Below are 22,248 nucleotides of genomic sequence, written 5' to 3'. Positions count from 1 at the left end.
TAAGGGGTTTTTGGGGAGGGCGCGATGCGACATCGCCCCGTGCAAAACCTTCGGGAGAGAAAGGAAGGGGATTTCGGATGGGGGAGGGCGGGCCGGCGCTCCGGTTATTTGCGGGCGCTCCGCGTCCAGAGAGGGAGACTTTTCAAATGATTATCGAGGCTTTTCCTGACGCCGCTTTCGATGGGAAGGTCTTTCGCGCCCCGCCACTCGCGGGCAAACGATTCGACCGTCTTGCCCGCGGCGTCGAGCACGAGCCTTTCCGGGAGACGCGCGAGGGCCGCGAACCGCCTGAGCCTGTCTTCATCCACTTTGCCGAACTCTTTCGTTCCGGCAAGGCCGAGCGCGAGCGAATCGCCGGGGATGTAATGAATGGTCGAAACGAAGTCGTATGCCGGTGAGAGCGCCGCACGTACTCTGTCGGGATAAATCAGCGACCAGTTCTTAAGATGCATGTCGGCGTTTCCTATGAGGATAGTGAACACCAGCCGTCTTATGAATTCCCCGGCAGCCTCCTCCCCGGCCTCGGCGCGTATCACGTCCGCTACGTTCCTGTAGCTCGCGGAGCCGTACTTGTCGTCCGGGTAAAGGCCGAACACCTGCGCGAAATCTTCGGCGTGGACGAGTCCGCCGTCGGGAAGCCTGTCGAATCTCTTTATAGTCAGCGCCTGCGTGCCGAATACTTCGATGTTTTTTGGCAGCCCTTTTATTTTATCGACGGGAACGAGCCTGGTTTCCGGCACGTCTATTCCGACGCGCCTTGCGAGCTCCAGCATCGAGAATTCGTTTTCGGGTATGCCTCTCCATGCACCCGACGGGAGCTTGACTATCCACGAGCCGCCCTCGCCGCCGGCCGGTATCGTGAGCCCGCCCCGCGCATCCGCCGCGGCCGAGAACTTGAGCTGAACCCCTGCGAGAGAAAACCTGAGCAGGCCGCCGTGTTTCTTTGCCGGCGGTTTCCCCGTTTCCTCCACCGCTCCCTGGCCGGACACGGCAGCGGGGACGGCTGTGAGCGCCCCGGGGAGGTTCCGGCCGAGCGCTCCCAGCAGGAAGAACTCGCGCTCCGGCTTTACGCCCGCCCGGCCGGCAAGATATTCGCGCATTCTTCCCTCGGGAAGGAGGTTGCTGAAATAAGGCGGGAGCTTCGTCCGGGCCGGCCGCTCCGAGGTTATAAGACCGCCGGTTGCATCTTTAAAAGAAAGGCTGAGCGTAGGCCGCCCGGGGTCGTCGATGTATCCCTCGTCGAATGAAAAGAGATTTCTGTCGTCCGCAAGCCTGACGAGTGTGCCGACGGGCTCGCCGTAAAGGAAAATCCTGAGCGCGTTCATATGTCAATATTCCCTTCCTCTTCGCCGCCATCGGGGAGGTACATCCTCGGCGGCCCTGCAAGGTCTTTTGCAAGGCCCCGCATCAAGCCGTCCACGGCAGCGGCGAGCTCCCTCGGCACCAGCATCAATTCGAGACCCAGCACGCGGGCAATCCCGACGAGGCTCGAAGCCTGAATGTCCACCTCTCCTTTCTCTATTCGGGAAATGTGGCTCTGCGGGATGCCGGTTTTTTCCCCCAGCTCTTTCTGTGTGAGCCCGGCCTTCTTTCGCGCTTTCCTGAGCTCTGCTGCGAGCTCTTCCGTCGTGTATTTCATTCTATGTGCCTTAATATATATATTTATCCTGCCAATATATTATAGCATATTAATCTGCTCTATGTGCTATGGAATATATTAAGATACATAATATCTATGATAACGCATAAATACGGTCTCCAGCTTTTTGACGCCGATTTCCGAAAAACGGCTTTCACGGCAGTCCGCATTATTTATCGTAAATAGCTCCGCACAGCCGGTATAATATAGCGGGGGAACTCTTCCGTGATATGAACCGCAAGATAGCGATTTTAGGCACAATTTTGTTTGTTGGCGCGTTCCTGGGCCTCTTTTTCGAGGAAGGGTACATCCGGATGAACTACCCCGACGAGAAGAAATATCCCGTCCGGGGGATAGACATTTCGCACCACCAGGAATCGGTGGACTGGCGGGTTCTCTCCCGCGCGAATCTCGACTTCGCCTTCATCAAGGCGACTGAGGGCGGCGACCACAAGGACACGAAGTTCCCGTATTACTGGGAGGAGGCCGGTAAGCTCGGCATCGCGCGCGGGGCGTACCACTACTTCACATTCTGCAAGACCGGCCGCGAGCAGGCGCTTAACTACATGGAATCGGTGCCGGACGAGGAGGGGACCCTCCCGCCCATAATCAACCTCGAATACAGCGGCAACTGCAGCGCACGGCCCGGCAAGGAGAAGGTGCTCGAAGAGATTTCCGTGTTCTCGGATATGGTCATGGAGAAGTACGGCAAGCGCCCGATCATTTACGCCACCAACAAGTCCTACAGGGATTTTCTTGCGGGCGAGCTGCCCGAATACAAAATCTGGATAAGGGATATTTACTGGTCGCCGTCGCTGCCCGACGGGAAAAAATGGACCTTCTGGCAATACACCGACAGGGGAAAGCTCTGGGGGATAGAGGGCTTCGTCGATTTCAACGTGTTTAACGGCGGGCGCAAGGAGTTCGAAGTGCTTCTCGAAGGGGAGCCCGGCGCGGACTATTCACGAAGCGGCCACTGACGAAGCGGGGCGTGCCTCAGACGGCGCGGCTAGCGCCCGGCACAGCGGCGTCTCCGGCGTCTTTCTTCCCTTCGCCGAGCCTCGTAATCTTCCGGTACTTGCCCGAAGAGGGCGACACCTTGCAGACGAAATTCTCGACGTCCCCTTCGTGGGCGTTCTTCTTCCTGAACGAAACGGTGCAGAGGATCTCGTCGTCCTTCTCGCCGCGGACGGAATATATCCCGGGCTCGGCGCTGTAAGACGCCCCGGCCGACTCGACCGCGCGCCCGGCCTTGTCGAACTCCTTCTTCACCTTCCTCACGTTGCTCACCCACGCCCTCGAATAAGGCGGCTCGACCTCGAGCTTCTCGGATGCGAGCACTGTCGTGATCTCACCCGTTGCGACGTCTATCTCGCGTATGGAGTGCCACTCGCTCGAATGGCCGGGCCTTACGCGGAAGACGTTGGCGAGAATCTTGGTGCTCTCGAGGCGGACTATGATGCTCTCGTACGAAACCCGCCCCTCGTCGGGCGTAAGCCGCCTGTAGGCTTTGTCGTCGAAGCGCCGGGCGAAAAGGGCTTTCACCCCGCTGTCGCCCGGAGTTTCCAGTTGTGCGAGGAACTGCCCGGTGACCGGCTCGTAGTGGAGTGCGAGAAGACGGCTCTCCGGTGGAATGCCTATTTCAGTCCACTGATTAACCATGTTTCTTCCGACCTTGAGATGTGAGCTCCGCCCGGGGCGACCCGGCCCCCGGCGGGAGAATGCGTAATCAATAACCCCTGTTCCAATTATAATACAAAATGATCTAATAACGCAATCGTTTAATACATTCGGGGATTTGCACGCGGACCACGTCCGCTGGAAATCGATGCAGCACGACGCTACGATCACCGCCACCGCGCTTTCACGCTTCAATCATTCCGGATTACGATTTCGAGCGAGCGAGGAATCGGACGCCCATGGCTGATTGTACCGAAGCTCATCCAGGACAGCGCCAACGCAGAAGGAATCAAAAGATTCAGAATCTCATTCTTTGCCTTCAACTTTTCATAAAGGGGCTAAAGGACGAAAAAGCTAAAACGAGATCCTGAAATAAATTCAGGATGACAACAAAAACCGAATTCCTGGCCGGGGTGCCGCACGGTACGCGTTTGAATGTGCCCCCCCTCCCAAAAAATTCCTGCTGAAGGGCAATTCGATACTCTGTATAATTATGCCGATCAGGGGGTGGCTCGAATGACGCATCTGCCGGAAGGCAAAAAGGGCTCTATGCCCGTGGGAGCGTTGCTCCTTGCGGCGTCCCTCGTGGCGCTCGCGGGCTGCGTACCGGCCGCGCCGCCCGGCATGTCGCGCCTCGCCCCCGAGACACACGTCCAGGCCGAGTACATAAACGACGAAGTCTCCGAGATGGAGAAGAAGTACTACGTCGCCGGCGTCATCGACGCCTACAACAGCCTTGCCGGGACGCCCGGCCTCCAGCGCGCCTACCGCGACGAGGTCATCAACGGCAGGATCTACGTCATCGACCACTACTATCGCCAATACACGCAGAGCATACAGTCCGAGCCCGTCCAGGGCGGGAACTTCGTCACCGACATCGCCGTCTTCGGCCTCGACGCCGCCGACGCCATCAACCCCGCCCGGCGCGCGAAGGAGATAATCCTCGCCATATCGGGCGGCCTCTCTGGCAATTCGCATTCGTCGGTCGATAAGGAGCTCTTTTACGACGAGGCCATGCCCGCGCTCGTAAGCAAGATGGACGCCCTCAGGCTCGAGCGTCTCCTGCGCATAAGGCAGAGGATGCGCTACCCGACCCAGGGCGAAAAGACATACACGCTCGGCGCGGCGCTTATAGACGTCAACAACTACTTCCAGGCGGGGACGGTCCCGGCGGCCCTCGCCGGCATAACCAGCTCCTCGGGCGCCTCGGCCGGGGAGACGGAGCGGGAGCTCAGGACCGTAACGGAGTAAGCGCAGGGGCGGGGTGCGCCGGGCCTCCAAAAGCCTCCAACCGTGCGTAAAACGCAACTTTCCCATTTGCCTTGTGATAATAATATTCAATATTTACGGGTGGTTAAGTGGATGGCATAAATAAAGCTTCGCGCGTCGGTATATTTCCCCTTCGGCAGGAATACAACCGGCAACGCCGTAGTCAAATTGTACATTTACTGTCTAAAACGAAAACCCAAACCCGATAATAACTTAAAAATTAATATTCCGAGAGCCCCGGAAGACTGGAATCCCTGCCAAAAGGACCCACCCTTCAGTTGACGGGGCTCAGGTTGTAACAACCGGTTAAATATGAGTATAGCAAACTTTCGAATTTTTTGCATCACTTTTAGTGAGAAATTTTATAACTTTGTCCGGGATTCCACTACAGAGGCGTGTCGCCTCCGACAATAGGCATAGCTGTGGCGGTGGTTTTGACGGGATGATGCGCGAAAGTTGCGGTCCCCGGCACTGTGCACCGGATGAAAAGACCGGCGCGTCGCCGGGGACAGACGGTATGTCGAAGGCTGTAGTTTTGCGGGGTTAAGCGCTATCGTTGCGGGACCATGCGCAGCTCGCTGATTGGAAGAACTGGCGCTAAGCCCCGGATATCGATAAGGCCTTTTATCCTTTATCCCCCCTTAGGAAAAGGGGGGCAGGGGGGATTTATTCTTTGCCCAAAAAACTTAAAAGCGAGATCCTGAATTAAATTCAGGATGACTGATCACAAAAATTGCGGAAATGATGTGTAGAGGCCCAAAGTCGTGGCCCAAAGTCGTGACGTAGTAGGTCATGCCCGCACGCCCCGCTCACCTCACGACCTCGGCCCCCAGCACCTCTATCGACACCGGGTTCATGAACTGGGACCCCGCGCCGAGGGTCACGCCTGCCTTGAGGTACGTCGCCTTGCTCCCGGGCGGGAGCGTCACGGGCAGAACGCCCGTCTCCTGGCTCACCGGCCCGCCGGCTCCCGTGGACAGGTCCGACGAATATTTGACCCTCACGCGGACGTTCTCGTACGTGAAGCCGGACGTGTTTTCGATCGTCACGTTATGGATTATCGCGACCGCGCCCCACGACGAATACATCGACCAGCCGCTTATCTTTATGTACCACTCGGGGTGCGTCGTCATCGACGCCGGCAGGTACTCCTCCGCCCGCGCCGGGGCGAGCGCGGCAAGCGCCAGGAACACCGTTATAACCGCTGTTTTTTTCATCGCGTCCGTCATATAATAATCATTATATTCCCGGCGCGGGGCGCGGGCAAATCGCCCCCGGGCCGTAGAGGCAAAAGGAGCGCAAATGCCCCCGTTTATAAAGGTCTGCGGCATCCAGAGCGTCGAGGAAGCGGCCGGCGCGGCCCGGGCCGGGGCGACGGCCCTGGGCGTCCTCGTGGGGGTGAACGGCGACGTCCCCGACAGGGTCACGCCCGACGCCGGGAAGCGAATCGCGGCCTCCGTGCCCGCCGGCGTTACGACCGTCATGGTCACTCACCTGACCGACCCCGAAGAGGTCGCCGACATCGCCGCGTACATGAAGGTCCGCGCGGTGCAGGTACACGGCGACATGGACGTCCGCGGCCTGAGGGCTCTCCGCTCGCTCCTGCCGGAGGTGCTTATCATAAAGACCGTCCACGTCACGGGCGACGAGGCCATGTTCCGTGCGCGCGAATTCGCCGCCGCCGCCGACATGCTCCTCCTCGACACGGCCGCCGGGGGGAAGATAGGCGGGACGGGCGTCACTCACGATTGGTCCGTGAGCGCCGGGATAGCCGGGTCGTCCCGTGTGCCCGTGATACTCGCCGGGGGGCTCGGCCCGGATAACGTCGCCGCCGCGATAGAGCGCGTCAAACCAGCCGGGGTCGATGCCAATTCGGGCCTCGAGCACGAGGACGGGCGGAAGGATTTCGAAAAAATAAAGGCGTTTGTCGCCGCCGCGCGATTGTTAACGGGCCGAACCTGATGTAATATAAACTTTCCTCGAGCGCGGCCTGCCGTTTTCCGGAGCATAACGCCGGCGGGGCGGGGCGCGAACACACGAACGCAAGGGAGACACGAAAATGTCTGAGCTTACGGACAGGGAAAAGGAATTTCAACTCCTCGGAATGGGCGTCGACGACCTGGAAAAGCTGATAAAGACCCGGTGCGCCGACCAGAATATCCCTATCACGGACATACTGATAGACTGGCTCGAGCTCGCGCAGTACCAGCTCGAAGACCGCTATACTAACGTTCACCACATGCTGAACCGCGTGATTTTCGCGCTGCATACCGGCATGGTGGTGGACAATCCCGAAAAAAAATAAGCGGGCGCGGGAGAACGAAACCGGCGCACCCGCCGGACGCCCGGGGCCGGATCCTTTCCGGCCGTCAATTAGCTAAGGATAGTAGTGCGGGGGGAGCGGAGTGGAGAATAAGTAGAGTGTGTGAGATGGCAAGTTAATAGTGTCTCCGCTCCCGGGATTTGATGAATAGCGCTCCGGGCCGCCCCGGACTGTCCGCACCTCGCGGTGCGGGAGGCTTTCGAAGAAAGCCGGTTTACTGAAACCCCGGCAACGGGTTGGGACCCACGACCATAGTGGCGTAAGCGGCGACGTATAACTGTAGGGAGGTTATGTCGCCACAGAGTGCGCCTCGGCCGTTGTTGGCGTGACAGCTTTGACAAGAGTTGTTTTACCGGGTCCCAAACCCGCGTTGACGGGGGAGGGTGAGGTAACAAATTTTTCATTCGGGCCGGCGGATGCCGACCTTTTATTTTCCCTTTCCGTTCGCTCTGTCAATATGAAATTGAACATCGTTATCAATATAGTAACGGACTGGGGAATTATGTCAAGAAAATTATCGGAAAATTAATAAATCATTCTCCACGCAGTGCGCCGCTGTAGTTCTTTAAACAGCTTGTCCAGTTCTTATACGTACAGTCCGGCCCCGCTGAAAACCCATCGTTATCCCTAAACCGCGCTGATCGCATGATATTTCCCGCGAGCCCCGCGCTGGCACGCCCGTTGCACAAATATACTGGCAAGTAGTAAATATCATGACGAGGTGATAATCATGAAGAGGTTAATCAACACAACTTTAGCATTGGCCCTTGTCTCGGCCCTCGGTCTGGCGGCGACCGGAAGCGCATTCGCAGAGGGTGGACAGGCCGATTTCGACGCCGAAATGCAGAGGGCGCCGCAGTCTCAGGGCAGCTACACGGCGCCCGCGAGCCCCGGCAGCATGCAGCAGCAGAGGCAGATGCAGTACACTCCGAGGAATATCGAAGGCTCCTCGGCTGGCATAGTCGGCGTCGTGACGCTCGTCGGCGACGACATGATCAAGCTCGTCGAGACCGACACCGGCATGACCCACGAGATCAGGGTGAACGACCGGCAGGAAAAGGCCCTGACCACGGGGTACATCATTAACGCCGAGCTCCAGAACGGCAGGCTCGTGAGCTTCCAGGAAATGGGGGTTCCGCAGGACGTGAAGGAAGTCGTTTATACGTCAGAGCACCTGCCCGACGAGAACGTGCTCGAGCAGCCCGGCCGCTACAGGGCGTTCTAGCACCGACAATGACGACAACAACCCGGGCCCGACAGCCCGGACGTGACGACACGCGTTGTAAGAGGGCCGGTTCCGTATCGTGCGATCACGGGCCGGTCCTCTTTTGGGGAGGGGAGGGAGTTCGGAGTGTGGCATATGTTTAACGAGCATGTTTATGAACCTACGAAATTCGTCAGTGACCATGCGCGCCGTGCGTGCAGGAAGCCGGAAAGGCAGGTCGGAAAACCGAAATGGGAGGAGCGGATAATCAACGAATCGCCCAGCATAAGGTGGCCCGATTCCAATTGGCGCGAGGTCGCGAACGAATACCGCATCGATTCCCTCTTTCCGACCCCTTTGGGAAGGTGATTCCGAACGAGCGAGGAATTAAGAGCCTTGGGCCGACTACGCCAAAGCTCATCCAGTACTGCTCCTAGCGACACAAAAACATGCGGAGTCCGAAGCGAAGTCGGAAACTTGATTCAGAATCTCGCTTTTATAATGAAAGCAATATAAACCCATGGGACGGTCCTGTTTTTAGGAAGCGCCTCTCTTTCCTCTATCGGGATACAATGAATCGTGTAATATTTAATTAAGAGCATGCGGCAAAATCTCCGTGCCTTTGGCTGAGGGATTGCCTGAATCCCAAAGGTTCCGTCAGGGGAGTGCGGAGTCCCCTGCGCATGTTCAGGGGGCTGTCAGGGAGCCCCCATTATATTTCTGGAATTGTTCACCCTCACCCCTGTCCCTCTCCCCTCAAGGGAGAGGGGATTATATGATGGGTCTGTTTTGTAGTGAGGTGCTTTCGAGCGGTATTGGATAGGCTTCCGTGCAGTCGGCCCGGGGGACCGAATGCTTGCTTGCTCGCGTCCGATGTCGCGGCCGTACGCAGCAACTCCACCCATACGTTATTCTTTCGTGTATTATTTTAACTAAGGGCATATGGGAAAATCTCCCGGCATAAGCTGAGAGAGTGCCTGGCTCTCAACAGGTTCCGTCAGGGGGACATTGGAGTCCCCTGCATATGCTCCGCGGGGCTACCAGGCGCAGCCCCACTTCCCATTATCCGAGCTCGATCAGGCTTTTTTCGACGCCGTCGTAGAGCCTGTCGATTTCTGTCTGGATTTCTATCGTTTTACTCAAAGCGGTGACGACTTTACAGTAGTGCTTGATGTCGTCCAGAGTCAAAGTCCTTCCTTTTCTGTCCTTGAGCCATTTACTGCAAACCTGGTACCCGCCGACCTGGTATTGCCAGACGTCTTTCTCTACCCCGTCGAAGTACTGCGTTTTGTTGATGTAAACGCGCCCGTCGTTGTGAGAGGGCTTGTCGACCTTGTTGTCCCCGGCGATGGGGAATCTGGCTATCGGCGAATCGAGCCCGGGTGATTTCAAAAGATGCAGGTTTACAAGCTCTTCCCCGAGCCCCGCGAGCTTCCCGAATAGCGCATGGTCTTTCGTAAACGGAACCCTCGGGAAGTCAATTTTAAGGAATTCGGCATACCTGGTGCGGTATGTATTCGAGTAGAGGACGGCGTAGATGTAATAAAATATTTCCTCCGGAGTTAATTCCTTTCCATAAGCTTCATTCAGGGTTTTATAAAAATCGGGGTCTATATTGGGCTTCCTTTCCCCGCCTTTTTGGCTGAACAGGTCTCTTTTTTCAGTATCAGGGTAGAGATAGAGGGGGAAGAGATATGACTGAATTGTTGATTCTCCACTCTTTGCTTCCGAAATTGTATTACCGCAAATAAAATGATTTAATATATTTGACTTGTTGCTTCTGGCGGTTATTAATGCAACATTTTTTTTGATCATATGCCGCATAACTTCTGCTCTCGGCATGCAATGAAAACCACGGGAGTTGCCCGTGTAGTATGTGTATCTTATGTCGAATGGCCTGTATAAAATCGGTACTATCAGTTCTTTATTCAATCCACTTTTTAATAAGTCCTTTTGGGCGAGCTCTACTTTCCAGTCTCTTGTGTCTTTACCCAGATAATAGGCCTGACGTGCAATTTCAGAGTCGAGTTTTGAGAAATTAAGTACTGTCTGCCAGACCTCTTCGTGGGACCATTTGATTGTAAGTGAATCTCTTGCGGTTACAATTCCAACGCTGTTGACTGGAAAAATCTCTGTGATTTTACGCCACTTCTCATAACTTCCGAGTAGCTCTTCATTTCTTGGAACGAATAAGTAAGGCTCAGGTTTTGGATGAAGTTCCTTCCACCTAGTTGTTGTCAGGTTGTTATCCCGCAGCCAATCGTGTTTAGCTTTTTGCGCCCCCCATATCTCGGCATAAAAAAACTTCTTCTCACACGCTCGCTTATTTTTAATAAATATCCCTATAGACACTCCCTGCATTATTTCAAAAACATTCTCATCTTTCGATCCATCCGGGCTTTTTTCCTTCTTCTTGATGTTGCCGTGCAAGTCAAGAATATATATCTCATCAAAACTCTTCATGAGCGATTGGCGCATACCCCTAAAAGTAGGGTTATCGAGATATCCATGATTTGTGATGAAACCCAGAACACCTTCTCCCTCTAGATCAATCTTCCACTGTGCGAATCGAATAAATTTGACGTAGTCATCCTGGAGCCACTTTGGGTTTTTCTCCCCTAAGGGCTTTCCGTCGATTACTTTGTAATCTTCTATCAACTCGCCTATCCACGTTTTAACTTTCTTTCTTCTCTCCTTTCCGTTTTTAGATGTGAGCGTTATATATTTATCGCTTGCGTTATAGGAGTGGCCATAATACGGCGGATTTCCCATAATGACTAATATGGGCTGCTCTTTCTTCACCTTCCCCGCCAGGTGCGACTCTTCGGAGAGTGAGGCCATTCCGGGAAGGTCCGTCTGTTCGAGGTCTTCCATTTCGAGCGTGTTTGTCAGATAGAGCTTGAACCTGTCGTCCTCTTTGAGCTTGTAGCCGAGCTCCTCCAGCAGGAACGAGATTTTCAGATGTCCGATCGCATACGGGGCCATCATGAGCTCAAAGGCAAAAAAGTTCCTGAGAATATATTCCCTTATGAAATTTTCTTTCCCGCCTTCGCCGTATTTCGAGACGAACTCCCCCACAGCGAGCTTTGCCGCCTCGGCCGGGAAGGTGAGCGTCCCCGCGGCGGGGTCGAGCACGGTTACGGAGCTGCCGGCGAACCCGTCCGGCTCGCCGAATTTTTCCTTGAGAATTATGTCCAGCGAGCGGACAATATAAGAGACGACAGGCTCGGGGGTGTAGTATACGCCCCGCCTCTCTCTGGTCGCGGGATCGTACTCTGACAGGAATGTTTCGTAGAAATGAATAATCGGGTCTTTTCCCCTGCCTTCCCTGAAATAATCGTGGAGTATCTTCTTGACGTTCGTTTCCGCAAGAACTTCGGAAATATCGTCGATTATCCATTCCATCTGCTGCGGTACTTCGCCGAGGGAAATGAAGCTGAACACCTCTCTTAATATCCCGATTGTGTGAGGGATATTGTTATAGGCGAGTTTTCTGTTGAAGCCGTTTTCGGACCTCGTCCTTGCGGCGAAGAGCCCGTATGTAATGGTTTGTGAATAGAGGTCGGCAAAATCCTCTTTAGTAAGCCCCGCAATCAGGTATTTCCTGAAAGCCTCGTAGAATCCTGTGATGAATTTCTTTCCCTGTCCGTCCTCTTCTTCTTTAAGCTCCTGGGTTATGACCTCGTCCTTTAGAAACCGCGTCCTTTTCGCAAGCTCGATGGCGAGGCTTTTTGCAGAGAGGATTTTAGGCAGGGAAAAGGAGAAGAATTTTTCGAGGAGGCTGTAAAACCCCGCTTCGTTTTCCAAGGGCGGGGCGGCCTTCAGTTTGCTCAGGGTATAGGGTCTTCCAATCCGTACCTTGTCTATTAATTGCCCGTTCCTGTACAGCCTGAATTCAAAGAAATCTGTGAGTATAAGGTTAGGGAAAGTCTCCAGATACCGCCTTAACTGTTCGCTGTCCTCTATGCGGTTGAGGTCGGTCTCGGGAAATTTGGCTTCAATGTAGCCGACTATTTGTTGTTTCCCGTCCCACACCCTGAAATCGGGGTTCCCGGCCTCTGTTCTTTTGGGCAGGGTCGTCACCTGGACATTCTTCTTGTTTATGCCGGCGGCGTATTCTTCGAGGAGATTCTTGAGAGCGTGGTAGAAGCTTTCTTCTCTCGCGTCTTCATTGCTGGAGGTAGCGAATATTTCGGATATGTATTTTTCGAGCACGTGACAGACGGACCCTGAAGGTTTTCTTCATATTAATATATTTAATACTTTGGGGCAACGTGTGGTTATCAAGGAAAATTAAAAATGAGATCCTGATGTTTTGATTTCTTCTGCGCTGGCGCTGTACTGTATGAGCCCCGGCCGACTACACGAAAGCCTGTCTGCCGCTGTTCTATGGCAACACTGACCAAAACATTCTAATGAAAGTAGTAAAAACCACGGGCCGGTCGTCTATTTGTAAGTGGCCACCCCCTTTACTCTTTCCGGTTACAAATGTATCGTGTAACTCAATCTGTAGATTCAAGCCACGGTTCGGGCCCCGGCGCGTGCCGGATCGACAAAAATGGACATATCTTCCTCGTTGCGCTCGGTGCTGATTTACGCTGCGATAGCGGTCGCCGGATATTTTCTGGGATCTAGTTTTACGGCCCTGTTCCATGACTCTTCTTCAGCGGTCGGCGGCTTCTGGTCGGTCATTTCAGGCGTGATTGTCTACGACGACATCCGCACCAATGTCCTGCGCTCGGCAAAGCTCAGGTCAATCGGATCTCTTATCGGCGCGGCCGTGAGCGGTGCGTATCTCCATTTCTTCGCTTTCTCCCTGCCCGGGTTCGCTGCGTGCCTTGGCGCGGGCGCGCTCATATGTTACCTGCTCAGGCTGCCCGACCATATCAAGCTCACAGGTGTAACCATATCGGTCGTCATGATGGTGTCCGTCACGACGGGCAACCAGGCCCCGATAGAAAACGCGGCGCTCAGATTTTTCGAGTCGGTGATAGGCGCGGGCGTAGCCGTTTCGGCCGCATACATGGCCGGCGTGCTGTCTTCCAAACGTGCGGACACGTAAGTGTCGTTTTCGACATAGCGGATTCGAGCGCTACGGGCATCTTGAGCGCGATGGGTAGTAACAGCAATACGTTGCTACTTCGGATTTCCGGCGGGGGTGGCCCGCCTTACTCCATCTGCGAAATGTAGGGAATGTATGGAGCGGCCGGGTCGTCCGGCGGCCTCGGGAACGTCAGGTGGTTGATGAAGGAGTACTGCGCTATGGGGAGCCTCTCGCCGCAGCGGATTACGGTAAGGTTCACCTTCGTCATGCCGTGGAAGTCCTCGGTCTGAATGTGGACCTGGTCGCCGAGCCGGAGCGCCCATTCGTCCGTGCCGACGTCCCTAATCTCGCCCTCCATGTTCCCGAGCCTCTCCTTCATGAACTCGGGGTCCGTGTCTATCGCGTCGAACATTATATACGCGCGCGCGTGATTGATCGGCTTCGTTATCATGATGACGTTGTTCGTGTCCGTCACGATGGGGAGGTTAAGATACTTCGGCGGCTTGTAATAACCGAACCGTCCCGTCACGATGTCGCCGTCGGCGACGTTAAAGCGCCTGTGGCCCGGCTGGGACGGCCAGTCGATATCCACGACAACGCCTACTCCTTCGGGGTTTTGTCCGAACGAGGGCGGCACTATAACCAGGAATGCCGCGATTAGTGCGGCAGCCGGAAGGATTAGGCGCGTCATGGACTCCTCCTTTAAGAATTCCTGCCTAATTATAATGCATTCAATCGCAAATGTTAAGATTTTGTCTCAACTATTTTAATCAATAGCTTTAATTATTCGGAATGGCCTGTCTAACGATCTGTAATTTCACGATATTGTGTCCAATATCCACAGTCTCTCCCCTCATGCCGGGGGCCGTCCGGGCCTCCACACGGCCTTGTTTTTTTTCCGGCTTTGCCCGGCCCGCGTGTGACGGCCCGGACAACGATTTTTTATTATTTGAGAAATCGTATTTATTTGTTAATTTGCGACTGATATAATCAGCTTACTGAACCTTGAGGAGGATGTGGTATATGACTTGTATCGGAATGGCAGCGTGTGTTCTAACCTTTTTATCGGCCATGGTCATTGTCCCTATTTTCGCCTCGGCCCAGACGGAGTTCGTCACGAACGGCAGTTTCGAGACGGGGGATTTTGAGGGCTGGACGGTTTTACGGTTGCCGGACAGCGCCGGCGACTGGTCCGTATACACCGGGGGGGATTTTTTCTCTCTACCCCCTCCGCCGGTGGGCAATTTTGCGGCTGCGACGTTTCAGGGTTTCCACAGTTCGCAGGTGCTCCTTCAGGACATCACCATTCCGGACGGGGCCGAAGTTGCGTGCTCCGTGATCGTGTACTATCATACTTCTGCCATACTTCTGCGGCGGGCTTCGTCATAGGGCCGGGATTGTTCTTTGACATGGGCCCAAACCAGCAGGCGAGGATCGATATAATAAGCACCGATGCCGACCCGTTCACGGTTTCGTCCGGCCTGCTCCTGAATGTATTTCAAACACTGCCCGGAGACCCGCTGACTCTGGGCTACACTCCGGTCGATTTCGACCTCTCCCAGTTCGCCGGGCAGTCCGTTACGTTCAGGGCGGCGCAGGTGAATAGCGGCAGCCAGTTCAATTTCGCAATCGACGATGTGTCCTGCATAGCGCCGGCCAGTCCCATTCCCACCCTCGGCGAATGGGGCGTGATGGCCATGGCCGGAGCGCTCGGAATCGCGGGGCTGCTATACGCGCGCAGGAAGCGTGCGGCGGCTGTTTGAGCTTCACAATTAATCGGAGCCCGTCGTACGGCACCGCCCGGAAAGAAGCGACGGTGGCCCCCCGGTCTGCGTTCAATTATTTAAAATTTCGTTAAGCCTGTCTTAACATTATTGTTTTTGCCATTTAATTATAGTAATGTGTATTTTTACACATTAATCGAGTTTGGAGGATGGTAATATGAAAAAGATACTCTCTGCCTTTTCCGCCGTTTTTCTTCTTTTGGTTGTGCTTGTTCCCGTGCACCGCGCAGAGGCCGTTTGCGTCAGGGCCAACGGGCTCGACTGGTGTTATAACGACCAGGCCTGCGGCGAGGCGTGTAACGAGGTTTGCGCGGCGCTCGGCCTGCAGGTCATCGAAGATGACCAGGTATGGTTCGAGGCTCAGAACTCGGCGGCTGAGTGCCAGGCTATAAGCGAGGCGCTCGGTCTGGGAGGCTCCATATCTTTCTTTCCCGGGCGATACGACTGCCTCGAAGATGAGCCCGGCAACCATACGGTCGGCGGGGGGCTGCTCGGCCAGTTGTACTGCTCGAGCGCGGATAGCTGCCCGCTCAATCACAGGACCGGAATGGACCAGCAGGGGGACCCGTGTGGTCCCAGTTCCAGGCGTTCGATCTGTCCGTGCGAAGCGCTTCCCGATCAGATCATCGACCTGACCCCGGAATCTTCCTCGGGCCCGGCGGGCTCGGAGCAGACTGTCACGGCCTCTGTGACGGAGGAAGGCTCGCCGGTTGAGGGAGCTCTCGTAACGTTCAGGGTCGTTTCGGGTCCGAGCGAGGGGAAGAGGAGCGGTGTTTACGGAATATGCTCGCCTAACCCCGACTGCACGACAGGCCCCGACGGCCTCTTGTCGTGGACCTATTCCAGCTTCGCCGTCGGCACGGATACTGTAACCGCCTCATTCGAAGGCTCTGAAGGTGAAGTAATCTCGTCTCCCGTCGAAGTGATCTGGACGGTTCTCCCGATACCTGCGCTTTCGGAGTGGGGTCTCATCGCAGCGGCGTCGCTCATGGGCGTTGCCGGATACATAGTCGTCCGCAGGAGAAAGGCGGCGGCGTAGGAATTCACTTTAAATATATAAGGGGGGCCCCGGCTCCCCTGCGCGCCACGTGTGCTGGAATCAAGTCCGTCAGATTTGTCATTCCCGAATGTCTTAATCGGGAATTCAGTCTTTGTCTTTCATCCCCCTTAGAAAAAGGGGGATAATTCCGAACGTGTGAGGAATAGGGGGATTTAATCCTTCATTTTTTTCTTTGTCATTCCCAACGATTTCGAGCGGGCGGGGAATCGGTCGCCTTCCTGCGCAAACAAAACCGAAAAAATTAGATCCCGAAACGAGTTCAGGATGACGGAAGTATGGAGTCGCGGCAAACACACCGCAACGACTGATTGATTCTGGATTCTTAAGATGTCATTCCCGAGTGCTTGTATCGGGAATCCATGTTTTTAATCCGTCATCCTTTAGTCTGTCATCCTGAACTTGTTTCAGGATCTAGTCTTTAAAGATTTAACAGAAAAAAGCAAAGGCGAAAGACGAAAGTCTTCTACTTTTCCTTGATGAAAAGTAGAAAAAATCACGGGCCGGGGACACGTAGTGTCGTTTTCGGCGTAGCGCCGAAGTTGCTAAAACCATCTGGAGCGCGTCGGGTGGTAATAGCGTAATGCTGCTACTTCGATTGTCTGCGGACACAGTCCGCCTAAAAATCATCGTTCCTTCGCTAAATCCTCCACCGGCCCACAGCCCCACATCGGATTTTTAACGCTCATCCACTCGATGTCTTCGGCGTGGCAGGGCTGGTGATTAAATAGAACAGACGACCGAGCGGTACTATGAATTTCCAAAGCTGCTACGTCGATATCCAGCACGCGTGGCGTGCGCGAATTTTGACGGCCCGATATTGTATTGCTTCGCTGCTTACGCAGCTTGCAATATTATGTGATTTTCGGCGTAGCGCCGAAGTTGCTGTAACCACCGGAAGCGCGGCTGGTGATAATAGCGGTACCTCGCTATTTCGAATTCCAGCACACGTGGCCTGCCCGCTTGCAATAATCTCCCCTGTCCGCATACTAAATTTATATAAGCCCCGGGGGGCTCTGCGCATGATAAACTCCGTAAACGAATTCATCGAAGAGTTCATGAAGCACAAGGACAAGGTCGAGTGGTATCTCCACAAGCCGACGCCCTTCGCCGACGCGACCGACATACGCGGAAGGGACGTCCTCTGCAGCCCGGTGACGGTCATGGTCGACCCGCCGATTCATCACTCGCTCGATTACCTCGATTTCGACGTCGATATAACCCCGTCGTTTCAGGACGTCGTCTCCCGCGCGTCGAGCCACAGCATGCGCGGCCTGTGGGACGCCATGGAAAAATTCCCCGCCCACAAATTCCCCAGCGCCCGCATCGCCGAGGCCATCGAGCTCAGGCAGCGTCTGCTCGACATCCTCGGGCTCACCGAAGAGATCCCGTCCGCACATTGAATGCCGCCGCGCACTTAGTGTGGTTTCCGAAATAGTGAGGCAGGAGAATCCAGACGCCGGAAGCGCGGTGGGGTGAAGTGTCTGTAAGTTTGCTGCTTCGATTGCGTGCGACTGCCGGCCGCTGTGGTATTTTCTGACACTCGACACTCTCTGCCGGGCGTCGTTCGGCTAACCCGCTCCCGATATTGAAAACCGTTCACGGCACGAATTATGCAATAAAAGTTACTGTAATTCGGGACAAGGAGGCGAGATATGAAAGTCGTTAGAAATAACGCAGAAGCGATCGCCGAAGAAGCGGAAAGAGGCGAAGAAGCCATGGATACCACGATGAGGGGCGCTTACAAGAACGCTTTCGGGATGGGTATGCAGGCTTTCAAACAGTTCGGCAACGCCGCCGACGCCTGTCTCGAGATGGGGCTCGCAGCACATCTCGGATACCTCGATTTTCTGAAGAACGTATTCGAGATGAAGTACCTGGCTCCGTATCGGAGGCATAACCCCTTTGTAAATCAGCTGGAATATTTCAGCGATCTGGGGAAAGACATTATAGAAATCAAAAAGAAGAAGGCCGAGGCGCTCGCCGAGAACATCAGAAAGTGTCGTAAGCAGGCTTTTGAGAGCACGGTATCCGCGTTCGACAAGTACTGCGAGCTTCTGAGCACGAGCTGAAAGCCCCGGCATTCCGAAGCGGGTGCGTTGGGGAGCGCGCCCGCGTATTTTTCTCCCATCCAGCCCTTCGGGGCGTTGATCCTGTGGCCCGGTATGAATGGCGAATTGTCCGCTCCCAAGCCGCATACCGGGCCCGGCAACTGGCGGGTTACGCCGTTTGGCCCCGTATTTTTAGGTCAGTCACCCATTACCTTGAATGTTTAAGTACCTATATGACGGATCCGGTGAATATGAACCGGGTTGTGAAGTGGTTTAAGTCGTAAGTGGTTTATGCAGAGGTGTTAAACATTGGAACATTCACGACGAGCAGCCGGGCGCGATGGTTGGTAAAAACGTTATCCCCAAAAATCTTCAGGGGGTATTTCCAGTCTGCGAAGACATGCCATTATGGTACCCAGTGGAATCATATCGTTATCGCTATGATGTCTAACAGGATATCTCGGACCCTTATTGCCGCCGGGCTCTACAGGCCTTAATAAAATAATTTCCGAGCCTTTCCCCCTGCCTTGCATTATACGAACCCCGAAGGGCTCCAGCCTCGAATATAATTCCCGAAATCGAAGGGGGCCTTTTTGAGACACATATTACCTCATAAGATTTTACGCGGTACAGTGGTTAATATCTTTTTTGAAAATGTGATCGCTGTGCCAGTTCTTCATCGAGAAAACCGGTTTGTCAAAAGGATCCACCTTGTTTGGAACCTTTGTTTCGATCTCCGAGAAATCAATTACGCTATCTTCGACCGATGGAGCTTTCGGTATCAGCGCCCAATACCTCTCAGGAGCAGGGTGATAGAAGTGTTCCCAATCGTCATGTTCAATGGTGTATTCCGTATGGGCCTTGATAAGCTCCATGATTTCGGACTGTGCTTCTTCCACAGTTTGTGAAGCCGCTACAATATCCAGCTGTAAACAATGAGCCACCCATAATCCATCTTCCCGATAAATCACGATGTCCAGATTTATGGTACGAACCGACATCAAGACTTACCCCCTTGGCGTATTCAATCGATCTTTATGCTATAAGAGCCGTGACGATATAGTTTCCGTACAGGAAATTCCATGCTTTTACGCTATTAAAGATACCATGATATTGTCGATTTTTGCTTATTCTGTCAATCCTGTAACTTCTAAACCACTGTGGCATCGAGCTTTATGACACGTAAACGCATTCGGAAGATTCCTGCATTATTAAAGAATACGTTAACCCTAAAAATTTAGAAAGCGGCAAATAATCGCCGGATAAAGGGACAGCGGCAGACTTCGATTTCTGTCCTTTTTCATGGTCTTGACTTCACACCCGCCGATCTTCTATATTCTCCTCTATGGGGGCCCTGCGTAGCGGCTCCCCGAGGGAGGGAGTGCTATGGCGGCGAGGGAGAACGAAAAGGTGGTCGAAAGGCTCATAGGCTGCATCAACGGCAGGAACGTGGCGGTAATGGACGAGCTGTTCCACGAAGACGCCGTGATGGAATGGCCGCAGTCGGGCGAAAGGATAGTCGGCGGCGACAACAGGCGGGCGATATACGGGGCGTTCCCCGGCCTGCCCACGATAACGCCAAGGCGCATGGTGAGCGCGGGCGAGGTCGTCGTGGCCGAGGCCACGCTCGATTACGGCGGCGATTCGGTGTATAAGTGCGTATTCGTCTTCGAATTCCGGGACGGAAAGATAGCGAAGGAGACGGCCTACTGGAGCCGGCCCTTCGACGCCCCCGGGTGGCGTGCCGGCTGGGTCGAGAAGATGGATGGATAGGGCGCCTGCGCATGCCCGACCGCGCCGCGTTTGCAGATACAATCCCATTGGTTAACATTTTGATAAAACTCAGGCGGAGGCAAGCTTATGAAGGCTAACGTATACCACGGCGCGAGGGACGTGAGGATCGAGACGGTCCCCGATCCGGTAATGAAAAGCGACGGCGATGTAATACTCAGGATCACGAAGAGCGCGATCTGCGGCTCGGACCTGCACTTCTACAGGGGCAACATCCCGCTCGACGAGGGCTTCGTCGTCGGGCACGAGTTCATGGGCGTCGTCGAAGACGCCGGCAAGGGCGTAAAGAACTTCAAAAAAGGCGACAAGGCCGTTGCCCCGTTCTGGGTGGGCTGCGGCGTCTGCCCGAACTGCCGGAAGGGCTATCCGACGGCGTGCGCGGGCGGGGGCGGCTGCTTCGGCTTCGGCGAGGCCCTCGGCGGGTTCTGGGGCGGGCAGGCCGAGTACGTCCGGATACCCTTCGCCGACACCACGCTCGAAAAGGTGCCGTCCGAAATCGCGGACGACAGCGTAATCTTCCTCGGCGACATATTTTCGACGGCGTTCTTCTGCGCCGAGTGGGGCAACATAAAGCCGGGCGATACGGTGGCGGTATTCGGCGACGGGCCGCTCGGGCTTTTGGCCACGGCCTCGGCCGGGCTCTTCGGCCCCTCGAAGATAATCACGGTCGGACACCACGACTTCAGGCTCGACGTCGCGAAGAAGCTCGGCGCCGACTACGTCATAAATTCTAAGAACGGCGACCCCGTCGAGCAGATTATGGGCCTCACGAACGGCGAGGGGGTGGACGTCGCGCTCGAATGCATCGGCTCGAACCAGGCCGTTCTCGACGCGATGAAAGTCGCCCGTCCCGGCGGCACGATATCGTTCATAGGCTTCATGGTGCAGGAGCTCCCGGTGCCGATGCTCGACTTCTACCTTAAAGACCTCACGTTCAGGGGCGGCGTCTGCCCGGCGAAGAACTACATCCTGAAGCTACTGCCGCTCATAGAGAGCGGGAAGATCGACCCTACTGCCGTCATAACGCACGACCTGCCGCTGGCCGACACGCCGCGCGGATACGAGCTCATGGACAGTAAGGCCGAGAACGCGATAAAGGTGGTCATAACGCCGTAACGAGTTTGCCTTGCCGGAGCCTCGTGCCATGTCCGCACAGTGGGGACACGGGGCTCCGCGGCCCGATGCTCATGCGAAATCTCGACAGGCTCTTCGAGCGTCTCGGGAGGTCCGCCTTCCGCTCGCGCTTCCGCCTCCGCGGCAGGGAGCTCGAATACCTCCGCGCTAAAGGTCTCGACGCCGTCCTCGACCACGCCCGCTCGTTCGTAGACGAGCGCCTCGCGCCCGCCGGCATCCCGAACGACGGCAGGCAGACCCCGATGCGTAACCACCCCGCCTTCATCGCCCAGCACGCGACTGCGACGTGCTGCCGGAAGTGTCTCGAAAAGTGGCACGGCATTCCGCGCGAGGGCCGCGAGCTCACCCCGGAGGAAAGGGAATACGTCGTCTCCGTCATCCGGAAATGGCTGTCGGTGTACGCGTGATTCCGGCCCGGCCGGATCGTTTCTCCCGTTTTTTTACTACGTCATTCGGCCCTTTGTTTACGGGCATTTCGTTTGAAAAGTCTTAGCATGGTCTTATCTCGGAATAACAAATCTTGTACTTATTTCAGACTTTACAACCCCTGCCCGAGTCTCCATAATAGAACTTTCGAGGGTGCCTGAAAGGCACTGTACAGCGCTCGTCAGCCCGTACAACAAGCCGGTCGTACAACTACATCCGCAAGGGAACGCTATGAAAATCGATTGGGAACTCGTGGGGATCTCGGGGGAGAGCAATTTCTTACAGCTATTTTTCGACGCTCACTCCGGGACCCTTCTCGCACACTTCTACAGGAGCATCGGCAGCGGATACGGAATAAAGAGCCTCTGGGGCAGGGGCGTCGCGGACGAAAAATACCGGAAGCTTACGCCTGACGACCCTTCACTCAGCTTCGAGGACCCCGCTCTCTCGCCCGTCTCGCCGCACCTTTACACGAACGTCATACGCGTCGAGGAGCGTAACGGCAATTACGACGGCTATGCGTGGGATTCCGTCCGCCGCATCGATCTGTCCACCGGCGCGGACGAGCTGGTAATGGGCCCCGACGCCGTCGCCGACGACCCGGACGAGGTAAAGGCGTGGGTAAGCACGGTGCACGGCGTAAGCGGCGACGGACGCGAGGTTTATTGTTCCGTAGCCAACCGGCGGAGGGGAGGGCGCGCCGTTTCCCCGACGGAATACTATCTCTCCAGGTACATCGTGGGCGAGGGCAGGCTGGAGCAGATCACGCGTCTCCTCGCCACATTCCTCTAGCACGCGAGGCGTGCAAAATCATCGTTCCTTCGCTAAATCCTCCAAATACTATAC

General features: G+C 55.2%; 23 protein-coding genes. 15 read left to right on the top strand and 8 right to left on the bottom strand.

The genetic code is table 11. The annotated features are described in order from the left end of the window. Window positions 1–104: 104 nt before the first annotated feature. Together PKC29_14375 and PKC29_14370 are read right to left on the bottom strand one after the other, a co-directional pair. Window positions 105–1,325, bottom strand: coding sequence for a HipA domain-containing protein (locus PKC29_14375; protein HML96605.1), 1,221 nt, complete (start codon window positions 1,323–1,325; stop codon window positions 105–107). Continuing rightward, a complete protein-coding gene (locus PKC29_14370) occupies window positions 1,322–1,639 on the bottom strand; it encodes a helix-turn-helix transcriptional regulator (GenBank protein HML96604.1) in 318 nt (105 codons plus the stop codon). The genes PKC29_14375 and PKC29_14370 overlap by 4 nt, the downstream gene beginning before the upstream one ends. A gap of 230 nt (window positions 1,640–1,869) precedes the next feature. On the opposite strand from PKC29_14370, the gene PKC29_14365 reads away from it, so the two are divergent. After that, entirely contained in the window at window positions 1,870–2,619 is a 750-nt protein-coding gene (locus tag PKC29_14365; protein HML96603.1) for a GH25 family lysozyme, read from the top strand. Window positions 2,620–2,635: 16 nt separating this feature from the next. Here the strand turns inward: PKC29_14365 and PKC29_14360 are convergent, their stop codons facing one another. Further along, window positions 2,636–3,301: a hypothetical protein gene (locus PKC29_14360; protein ID HML96602.1), complete on the bottom strand. Its 666-nt coding sequence runs from the start codon at window positions 3,299–3,301 to the stop codon at window positions 2,636–2,638. Window positions 3,302–3,835: 534 nt separating this feature from the next. Between PKC29_14360 and PKC29_14355 the strand changes: the two genes are divergently transcribed. Further along, complete coding sequence (locus PKC29_14355) at window positions 3,836–4,570, top strand: hypothetical protein (protein HML96601.1); 735 nt, start codon at window positions 3,836–3,838, stop codon at window positions 4,568–4,570. Between the two features lie 827 nt (window positions 4,571–5,397). Here PKC29_14355 and PKC29_14350 read toward each other — a convergent pair. After that, window positions 5,398–5,805 (bottom strand): hypothetical protein, encoded by a 408-nt coding sequence (locus PKC29_14350; GenBank protein ID HML96600.1) that lies wholly within the window; start codon window positions 5,803–5,805, stop codon window positions 5,398–5,400. Window positions 5,806–5,890: 85 nt separating this feature from the next. Here PKC29_14350 and PKC29_14345 point away from each other — a divergent pair, with 85 nt between their 5' ends. From PKC29_14345 to PKC29_14330, 4 genes are all read left to right on the top strand, one after another. Next, window positions 5,891–6,550 (top strand): phosphoribosylanthranilate isomerase, encoded by a 660-nt coding sequence (locus PKC29_14345; protein HML96599.1) that lies wholly within the window; start codon window positions 5,891–5,893, stop codon window positions 6,548–6,550. Between the two features lie 97 nt (window positions 6,551–6,647). Next, window positions 6,648–6,893, top strand: coding sequence for a hypothetical protein (locus tag PKC29_14340; GenBank protein HML96598.1), 246 nt, complete (start codon window positions 6,648–6,650; stop codon window positions 6,891–6,893). Between the two features lie 748 nt (window positions 6,894–7,641). Next, on the top strand, window positions 7,642–8,136 hold the full coding sequence (locus PKC29_14335; protein ID HML96597.1) for a hypothetical protein: 495 nt from the start codon (window positions 7,642–7,644) through the stop codon (window positions 8,134–8,136). A 135-nt stretch (window positions 8,137–8,271) separates the two neighbouring features. Next, window positions 8,272–8,484: a hypothetical protein gene (locus PKC29_14330; protein ID HML96596.1), complete on the top strand. Its 213-nt coding sequence runs from the start codon at window positions 8,272–8,274 to the stop codon at window positions 8,482–8,484. Between the two features lie 693 nt (window positions 8,485–9,177). On the opposite strand, the gene PKC29_14325 is transcribed toward PKC29_14330, so the two are convergent. Then, window positions 9,178–12,330, bottom strand: coding sequence for an N-6 DNA methylase (locus tag PKC29_14325; GenBank protein ID HML96595.1), 3,153 nt, complete (start codon window positions 12,328–12,330; stop codon window positions 9,178–9,180). Window positions 12,331–12,673: 343 nt separating this feature from the next. Between PKC29_14325 and PKC29_14320 the strand changes: the two genes are divergently transcribed. Further along, window positions 12,674–13,177: an FUSC family protein gene (locus PKC29_14320; protein HML96594.1), complete on the top strand. Its 504-nt coding sequence runs from the start codon at window positions 12,674–12,676 to the stop codon at window positions 13,175–13,177. A gap of 106 nt (window positions 13,178–13,283) precedes the next feature. Here PKC29_14320 and PKC29_14315 read toward each other — a convergent pair whose 3' ends face one another. Beyond that, window positions 13,284–13,850, bottom strand: a complete 567-nt coding sequence (locus tag PKC29_14315; protein HML96593.1) for a hypothetical protein — start codon at window positions 13,848–13,850, stop codon at window positions 13,284–13,286. 304 nt (window positions 13,851–14,154) lie between these two features. After that, complete coding sequence (locus tag PKC29_14310; GenBank protein ID HML96592.1) at window positions 14,155–14,403, bottom strand: hypothetical protein; 249 nt, start codon at window positions 14,401–14,403, stop codon at window positions 14,155–14,157. A gap of 165 nt (window positions 14,404–14,568) precedes the next feature. Here PKC29_14310 and PKC29_14305 point away from each other — a divergent pair, with 165 nt between their 5' ends. The 4 genes from PKC29_14305 to PKC29_14290 all read left to right on the top strand — a co-directional run bounded on the left by PKC29_14305 (window position 14,569) and on the right by PKC29_14290 (window position 18,072). Then, the gene (locus tag PKC29_14305) at window positions 14,569–14,922 is read left to right on the top strand and encodes an IPTL-CTERM sorting domain-containing protein (GenBank protein HML96591.1); all 354 of its coding nucleotides are present in this window, start codon (window positions 14,569–14,571) and stop codon (window positions 14,920–14,922) included. A 178-nt stretch (window positions 14,923–15,100) separates the two neighbouring features. Next, window positions 15,101–15,982: an IPTL-CTERM sorting domain-containing protein gene (locus tag PKC29_14300; protein HML96590.1), complete on the top strand. Its 882-nt coding sequence runs from the start codon at window positions 15,101–15,103 to the stop codon at window positions 15,980–15,982. A 1,040-nt stretch (window positions 15,983–17,022) separates the two neighbouring features. Next, complete coding sequence (locus PKC29_14295) at window positions 17,023–17,403, top strand: hypothetical protein (protein HML96589.1); 381 nt, start codon at window positions 17,023–17,025, stop codon at window positions 17,401–17,403. A 252-nt stretch (window positions 17,404–17,655) separates the two neighbouring features. After that, window positions 17,656–18,072 (top strand): hypothetical protein, encoded by a 417-nt coding sequence (locus PKC29_14290; protein HML96588.1) that lies wholly within the window; start codon window positions 17,656–17,658, stop codon window positions 18,070–18,072. A 599-nt stretch (window positions 18,073–18,671) separates the two neighbouring features. Here PKC29_14290 and PKC29_14285 read toward each other — a convergent pair. Then, window positions 18,672–19,052 carry a hypothetical protein gene (locus PKC29_14285; GenBank protein ID HML96587.1) on the bottom strand — a complete coding sequence of 127 codons (381 nt, stop codon included), beginning with the start codon at window positions 19,050–19,052 and terminating at the stop codon, window positions 18,672–18,674. 385 nt (window positions 19,053–19,437) lie between these two features. Here PKC29_14285 and PKC29_14280 point away from each other — a divergent pair, with 385 nt between their 5' ends. The 4 genes from PKC29_14280 to PKC29_14265 all read left to right on the top strand — a co-directional run bounded on the left by PKC29_14280 (window position 19,438) and on the right by PKC29_14265 (window position 22,194). Beyond that, window positions 19,438–19,824 carry a nuclear transport factor 2 family protein gene (locus tag PKC29_14280; protein ID HML96586.1) on the top strand — a complete coding sequence of 129 codons (387 nt, stop codon included), beginning with the start codon at window positions 19,438–19,440 and terminating at the stop codon, window positions 19,822–19,824. Window positions 19,825–19,911: 87 nt separating this feature from the next. Next, complete coding sequence (locus tag PKC29_14275; GenBank protein HML96585.1) at window positions 19,912–20,958, top strand: alcohol dehydrogenase; 1,047 nt, start codon at window positions 19,912–19,914, stop codon at window positions 20,956–20,958. Between the two features lie 71 nt (window positions 20,959–21,029). After that, window positions 21,030–21,383, top strand: coding sequence for a DUF4186 domain-containing protein (locus PKC29_14270; GenBank protein ID HML96584.1), 354 nt, complete (start codon window positions 21,030–21,032; stop codon window positions 21,381–21,383). A 250-nt stretch (window positions 21,384–21,633) separates the two neighbouring features. Beyond that, window positions 21,634–22,194, top strand: coding sequence for a hypothetical protein (locus tag PKC29_14265; GenBank protein HML96583.1), 561 nt, complete (start codon window positions 21,634–21,636; stop codon window positions 22,192–22,194). Window positions 22,195–22,248: the final 54 nt, after the last annotated feature.

It is taken from the genome of Thermodesulfobacteriota bacterium, assembly GCA_035325995.1.
Lineage (GTDB): Bacteria > Desulfobacterota_D > UBA1144 > Nemesobacterales > UBA2774 > JADLGH01.
The sequence above is the reverse complement of the archived record's forward strand: the minus strand, read 5'-3'. Positions and strand labels throughout refer to the sequence as shown.

Coding starts and splice junctions, on each gene's coding strand:
- PKC29_14290 (HML96588.1), top strand. CDS start 17,656: ATGAAAGTCGTTAGAAATAACGCAGAAGCGATCGCCGAAGAAGCGGAA.
- PKC29_14295 (HML96589.1), top strand. CDS start 17,023: ATGATAAACTCCGTAAACGAATTCATCGAAGAGTTCATGAAGCACAAG.
- PKC29_14365 (HML96603.1), top strand. CDS start 1,870: ATGAACCGCAAGATAGCGATTTTAGGCACAATTTTGTTTGTTGGCGCG.
- PKC29_14330 (HML96596.1), top strand. CDS start 8,272: ATGTTTAACGAGCATGTTTATGAACCTACGAAATTCGTCAGTGACCAT.
- PKC29_14345 (HML96599.1), top strand. CDS start 5,891: ATGCCCCCGTTTATAAAGGTCTGCGGCATCCAGAGCGTCGAGGAAGCG.
- PKC29_14335 (HML96597.1), top strand. CDS start 7,642: ATGAAGAGGTTAATCAACACAACTTTAGCATTGGCCCTTGTCTCGGCC.
- PKC29_14340 (HML96598.1), top strand. CDS start 6,648: ATGTCTGAGCTTACGGACAGGGAAAAGGAATTTCAACTCCTCGGAATG.
- PKC29_14305 (HML96591.1), top strand. CDS start 14,569: ATGGGCCCAAACCAGCAGGCGAGGATCGATATAATAAGCACCGATGCC.
- PKC29_14360 (HML96602.1), bottom strand. CDS start 3,301: ATGGTTAATCAGTGGACTGAAATAGGCATTCCACCGGAGAGCCGTCTT.
- PKC29_14285 (HML96587.1), bottom strand. CDS start 19,052: ATGTCGGTTCGTACCATAAATCTGGACATCGTGATTTATCGGGAAGAT.
- PKC29_14370 (HML96604.1), bottom strand. CDS start 1,639: ATGAAATACACGACGGAAGAGCTCGCAGCAGAGCTCAGGAAAGCGCGA.
- PKC29_14375 (HML96605.1), bottom strand. CDS start 1,325: ATGAACGCGCTCAGGATTTTCCTTTACGGCGAGCCCGTCGGCACACTC.
- PKC29_14350 (HML96600.1), bottom strand. CDS start 5,805: ATGAAAAAAACAGCGGTTATAACGGTGTTCCTGGCGCTTGCCGCGCTC.
- PKC29_14265 (HML96583.1), top strand. CDS start 21,634: ATGAAAATCGATTGGGAACTCGTGGGGATCTCGGGGGAGAGCAATTTC.
- PKC29_14320 (HML96594.1), top strand. CDS start 12,674: ATGGACATATCTTCCTCGTTGCGCTCGGTGCTGATTTACGCTGCGATA.
- PKC29_14300 (HML96590.1), top strand. CDS start 15,101: ATGAAAAAGATACTCTCTGCCTTTTCCGCCGTTTTTCTTCTTTTGGTT.
- PKC29_14270 (HML96584.1), top strand. CDS start 21,030: ATGCGAAATCTCGACAGGCTCTTCGAGCGTCTCGGGAGGTCCGCCTTC.
- PKC29_14355 (HML96601.1), top strand. CDS start 3,836: ATGACGCATCTGCCGGAAGGCAAAAAGGGCTCTATGCCCGTGGGAGCG.
- PKC29_14280 (HML96586.1), top strand. CDS start 19,438: ATGGCGGCGAGGGAGAACGAAAAGGTGGTCGAAAGGCTCATAGGCTGC.
- PKC29_14315 (HML96593.1), bottom strand. CDS start 13,850: ATGACGCGCCTAATCCTTCCGGCTGCCGCACTAATCGCGGCATTCCTG.
- PKC29_14275 (HML96585.1), top strand. CDS start 19,912: ATGAAGGCTAACGTATACCACGGCGCGAGGGACGTGAGGATCGAGACG.